The sequence below is a fragment of the Candidatus Aquicultor secundus genome (assembly GCF_002791875.1).
GTDB classification, from domain to species: Bacteria; Actinomycetota; Aquicultoria; order Aquicultorales; family Aquicultoraceae; genus Aquicultor_A; species Aquicultor_A secundus.
In genome coordinates this window covers 8,856-14,331 of sequence record NZ_PFNG01000152.1, presented here as the reverse complement: position 1 = coordinate 14,331, position 5,476 = coordinate 8,856, and the positions used below count along the sequence as shown (strand labels likewise).

General features: G+C 51.8%; 5 protein-coding genes. 3 read left to right on the top strand and 2 right to left on the bottom strand.

Features of this window, described 5'->3' with window-relative positions:
• Nucleotides 1–593: erythromycin esterase family protein (locus COY37_RS06365; RefSeq protein WP_286976822.1), on the bottom strand; the 593-nt coding region annotated here is incomplete at its 3' end.
• 152 nt (nt 594–745) lie between these two features.
• Between COY37_RS06365 and COY37_RS06360 the strand changes: the two genes are divergently transcribed.
• Nucleotides 746–2,407 (top strand): phosphoenolpyruvate carboxykinase (ATP), encoded by a 1,662-nt coding sequence (locus COY37_RS06360; RefSeq protein ID WP_286976819.1) that lies wholly within the window; start codon nt 746–748, stop codon nt 2,405–2,407.
• A gap of 94 nt (nt 2,408–2,501) precedes the next feature.
• Nucleotides 2,502–4,856, top strand: coding sequence for an HAD-IC family P-type ATPase (locus tag COY37_RS06355; protein WP_286677501.1), 2,355 nt, complete (start codon nt 2,502–2,504; stop codon nt 4,854–4,856).
• A 20-nt stretch (nt 4,857–4,876) separates the two neighbouring features.
• Here COY37_RS06355 and COY37_RS11855 read toward each other — a convergent pair whose 3' ends face one another.
• A complete protein-coding gene (locus COY37_RS11855; protein ID WP_353683004.1) occupies nt 4,877–4,951 on the bottom strand; it encodes an SHOCT domain-containing protein in 75 nt (24 codons plus the stop codon).
• A gap of 233 nt (nt 4,952–5,184) precedes the next feature.
• Between COY37_RS11855 and COY37_RS06350 the strand changes: the two genes are divergently transcribed.
• A partial coding sequence (locus COY37_RS06350; protein WP_286976815.1) for a queuosine precursor transporter occupies nt 5,185–5,476 on the top strand: 292 nt, incomplete at its 3' end.

Below are 5,476 nucleotides of genomic sequence, written 5' to 3'. Positions count from 1 at the left end.
CTAACCACTTCATCCTCTTGCGGCTCGGGCACCAGACCCACGCCCCAGGCATGACCTTCGATGTTGCGGCGGGAGGGCTCGAACTTTCGATAGATCTGCTTCACAGCGTTTGCCGCATCCGGAATGGTGTCTTCCAGGTACTTTACTGCGGCTCGAAGCGATTCCCAAAGGCTGTAGACATCAAGTCCGTAAAAGCCGACCTGCCGCTCGCCTGATTGATTCGCGTTGTGTTCTTTTAACCACTTTATGAATTCTTCTACCTCTGAATTCGCCCATAACCACGTAGGCCAGCGGTTAAACGCCCGCAAAACATCCCGCCCGCTTTGATCCGGTTCAGCGGCGCCTTTCACGTAGCGGTTCACCTGATAGCATGCTGGCCAATCGCTTTCGACTGCGACAAAGCAAAACCCTTTCTCTTCGATTAACCGCCGGGTTATCATGGCCCTCCACTTGTAAAACTCGCTGGTGCCATGGGTCGCGGTACCGATCAAGACGGCCTGGGTATCGCCGGCTTGCTCAATTAAAGGGTCGAGATCGCTTTCGTTTTCAAGCGAATACGAGATAGTTCTTAAGGCATCCATCACATCCATCATGTTTATTAGATACCCAAAATAGCTTACGGGCTCTCATGGATCATCATAACAAATAACCTTTTCTGAAGCTGGCACAAGCGCACAAACATTGCTAAAACACCTAGTTAGGGAGTATCCTAGTATATAAAAGGAAATGCCTAGGAGGAAGTTCAATGGCCAGTATTCAAAGACCCCCGCGCTCTGCATGGAGGGCAATGCTCGAAAGTGCGTTTTACGCTAATTCTGTGAGAAAGACGACCATCCCAGAACTTTACGAGCTGGCATTGAAACAATCCGAAGTCATGGCAACATCCCAACCTTTCTATAAACCGGAGCAGTTCGACCTTCCGGCGGATGCAAAAATCCTCGTTTCTAACGACGGGGGAATCGTCGGGCGCACGGCACGGGCCAGGCGACTTGTACGGCAGATGGGGGCAGAGAAGGGCGAGTATCTGCGGATACTAAGTGAGGCCGTCTACCAGCTCAACAAACGCGAGGGACTATGGCTCGAGGCCATCGTCGGCCTTCATCCCGATTTTGCGATTAAAGCCAACCTTATTAGCCCTGCGACCGATGCAAAGAACATGTTCGACTGGGGGATTAACTTTGCGCCATGGATGAAACCCTGGATGGATATGTACAACGATTCCAGACAGATTGACGAGCCGGATATCCTTGTGCTTGCCGATCCCGAGTGGCGCGACTCCAGGTTCCCCGACGGCCTTGTCATCATCGACGAAGACGAGAACTGTGCGGCATTGCTCGGACTTCGCTATTTCGGCGAGAGAAAGAAGGGCACGCTCACCCTTGCATGGACCATTGGAACCAGGCAAAACATGGTCGCTTGCCATGGCGGCATCAAGACCATTAATGAAAAATCCCCGGTTGCCGTCTTCGGACTCTCGGGTTCTGGGAAATCATCGCTCACCAACAGCTGCAACCATGCCGGCACATTAGACGAAAACGAAAAGGTAACCGTCATCCATGACGATGCGTTCCTCATCGACCTGGATGCCGACAACACGGTAGCTCTTGAGCCGAGCCTTTTCGACAAAACCGATGCGGTAGAATTTAACGATCCCAGCATCAAATATTTTTATTCGGCGCAGAACGTTGCCGTAACACAGCAACCGGACGGCTCGCGGCTTCTTATGGCAGAAGATATTAGAAACGATAACGGCCGTTGCATCAAATCGCGCGATATGTTCAACCACGCCGATTCCTGCGCCCGCCCCGGCAGTGTAATCTGGCTGCAAAAAGACCCGTCGCTCCCACCTGTTAGTAAAATCTCCGATATCGGTCTAGCCGTTGCCATGGGAGCTTCGCTAAGTACGATGAGGGCCAAAGGCGTTGAAAACGTCCCGGTAGAAGAGCTGGCAAAACTCGTTATCGAGCCGTTCGCCAACCCGTTCAGAGTCCACCCGCTCATGGTCGACTGCCAGCAGTTCAGCAAGCTCTTCAAGCTCGGCACCGAGTGCTACGTTATGAACACCCACGCCTTCGGACTGCCGGATAAAGAGATAAATATTACGCTACAGCTCTCCCTTACCATCGTCACAAATATCGTAAGGGGGACGCTCGAGTGGAAAGAATGGGAGACGTTCCCCGGTCTTCTCATCCCGAAAAACGGCGCAGAGCTATTCGGCGCCGACTACGATGAGAAATTTGAGCCGACCAATGAAATTGCGTATATCGACTTTTTGCGGAAAAGAATGCAGGACCGCGTCACCTATCTATCGAACAAACGAGACCTCGAAAACGATATGGAGAGCGCGTTCATCGATCCGCTGGTCGCGGCAAGGGTAAAAATCGATAAAATGTTGCACCCGATCTAAAGACGCATAATAACCTTTGCGCCGTGTTGCACCACGCCACCTAAGCATAACCGTAACCGTGATTTGTGTAGCAGGCGATAAGGTACAAATAATTATGGAATATAAAAACAACTATAACCTTGATGGTCTCACAGATGCTGAAGTTAAGGACCGGGTCGAGCGCGGAGAGACCAACAAAGTAAAAGAGACAACAAGCCGCACTTACGCCGAGATTATTAGCTCTAACATCTTTACTCTCTTTAACGCTATCCTTGGCACCTTGCTCGTAATCATACTGCTCTTTGGCTCGATTAGAGATGCCTTATTCGGCCTGGTCCTTATCGGCAACACTCTCATCGGTATAGTGCAAGAGGTTCGGGCGAAACGGACGCTCGACCGGTTAACCTTGCTCAGCGCACCAAAAGCACGGGTTATTCGTGGCGGTGAGCGCTATGAAATCACAGTAAGCGCCGTGGTGCTCGATGATGTGCTAGAGCTGTCCCCAGGCGACCAGATAGTAGTGGACGGGGTGGTTCTTACCTCCCAGGGCCTTGAAGTAGACGAATCGCTTCTTACCGGTGAGTCGGTACCGGTTACTAAGAGCCCCGGCGACACTGTACTCTCAGGAAGTTTTGTTGTTGCGGGATCGGGCGCAATTCGTGCGACTAAGGTCGGTGCCAACGCTTACGCGCGAAAGCTCGCGGCTGAGGCCCGCCACTTTAGCCCCGTGCGCTCAGAGCTTCAGGATAGTATCAATACCATCCTTCGTTCTATAACATGGATTATCATCCCTACCGCTCTGCTTTTACTCACAAGCCAGCTCAGATCCCACATATTGTTGCGGGACGCAGTTACAGGGTCGGCAGCCGGTATCATCGGAATGATCCCCCAAGGGTTAGTCCTGCTAACGAGCGCCGCGTTTGCAGTGAGTGTTATATCCCTTGGCCGGCGAAACGTACTTGTACAGCAGCTTCCTGCCGTCGAGGTATTGGCGCGAGTTGATATTCTCTGCCTTGATAAAACGGGGACGATTACCGAGGGTATTCTTTCATTTAACCGAATCGAGGCATTGGATTCAGAAAAAGAAGACGACCCGGCCCGGGCCCTCGGAGCCCTTGCGGCCGAACCGGCCTATCGAAACCCGACACTTGGCGCGATTGCAGCCGCAGTACCGGCTCCTCAAGGATGGCGCGTTACAAACTCCATACCGTTCTCACCCGCCCGAAAATGGAGTGCTGCGGGCTTCAGTGGGCACGGAACGTGGGTGCTCGGCGCGCCCGAAGTGCTTCTTGATAAAGCAACCCCCGACAATCCGGTACTGAAGCGCGTTACCTATCTCGCCGAATCCGGGTCACGCGTCCTCCTGCTCTCAAGAAGCGATACCGGCCTTACGGAAGAAAATCTCCCCGGCGATCTTAAGCCGGTTGCTCTCGTTATCCTTGAAGAAAAGGTGCGCCCGGATGCTGCGACCACCCTCCGGTATTTCGGCGATCAAGGCGTGGCAATTAAAATAATCTCGGGAGACAACCCGAATACCGTCGCTACGGTATCCGAGCGGGCCGGTTTGAAAAATATCGGCAACCCGGTTGACGGGCGCCACCTTCCCGAAAACCAGAACGACTTAGCCAAAATAATGGACGAAGGGACGGTTTTCGGGCGCGTGACCCCGCACCAAAAACAAATGATGATAAAGGCGCTTCAAGCAAAAGGCCACGTGGTCGCCATGACGGGCGACGGGGTCAATGACGTTCTTGCCCTCAAGGATGCAGACCTTGGAATCGCTATGGGATCAGGCGCACCGGCCACAAAATCAGTCGCCGAAATCGTTCTGCTTAACGGAGAGTTTGCCACATTACCCGGCGTAGTTGCTGAGGGACGGCGTGTTATTGCAAATATCGAACGCGTCGCGAATCTCTTTATTACTAAAACCGCCTGGGCCACGCTTATCACCATAACCATTGCCTTAGTCAATTGGCCGTTTCCTTTTCTTCCCCGGCAGTTAACGTTGATCGATGCATTAACAATCGGCACACCGGCGTTCTTCCTCTCATTCGCACCGAATAAAAAGCGCTATCGACCGGGGTTTATCAAACGGGTACTGCGCTTTGCTATCCCGATCGGGTTCTTAGCGGCTTTAGCCAGCCTTGTCTCGTATATCCTCGCACGTGCCCACCCCGGTGTAACCGTTGTTCAAGCCAGAACGATCACAACGCTAGTACTTATAGCGGTAGGTATCTGGATACTTACGATTATAGTGCGGCCTTTCACGTTCTGGCGGGCAAGCCTCATTGCAGCAATGGCCGGGACACTGACGATCACGCTTGCCGCTCCCGCTATCCGTTGGTTCTTAGCACTCGAGCTTCCAGTAATGCCGGTTCTTTACCAGGCAACGGCAGTAACCGGCTTTGCAATCATCGCCATAGAGACGATATGGCGGTTAGCTCGTAGACAAACAAGCCATAAAACCTAAATATACGTATTCCGAGAGCGCTAACCTATGAGAGTACGTTTTCGCTCCTCGTACTCGGCATTGTCTATTTCGCCCCGCGCATACCGCTCTTTCAGAATCCCCAGTTATATTTGTTCTTCCAAGATGGTTATAGTAAATGAACCTGAGAAATAACTTAAAGAGAAAGTTTTGGAGTTTACTGTCATAAGTATAGTAAGTATGGTAGGGGTTTAGGCGTTAAACGAACTTTATGCTAGAATATGCATAACATATAGATAGGGTGTGACACCCAGACAACATGTCACCGGCAGTCGCAGTCACCTGCCGAAAAGAAAACAAGGAGGAGTACATGCTTTATTTCCTGATTGGAATCTACATTGCCTGCGAACTTATCGCAAACATCACCGCCGTTAAGATTGTTGATGTCGGCGGGATTACAGTGCCGGCAGCCGTGTTCATCTACGCGCTCACCTTTACCCTAATCGACTTAATTAACGAAGCGTTCGGCAAAGCACAGGCACGTAAGATCATTTGGACCGCCTTTGCAGCCAACCTTTTACTCGCCGCATACATTCAGCTGACAATAAAACTGCCGGCAGCCGTGTTCTGGCCGAACCAGAACGCTTACACAACTACCTTGG

Excerpts from the sequence above, each read along its gene's own strand:
- COY37_RS06360 (WP_286976819.1), top strand. The coding sequence starts at position 746 with ATGGCCAGTATTCAAAGACCCCCGCGCTCTGCATGGAGGGCAATGCTC.
- COY37_RS06355 (WP_286677501.1), top strand. The coding sequence starts at position 2,502 with ATGGAATATAAAAACAACTATAACCTTGATGGTCTCACAGATGCTGAA.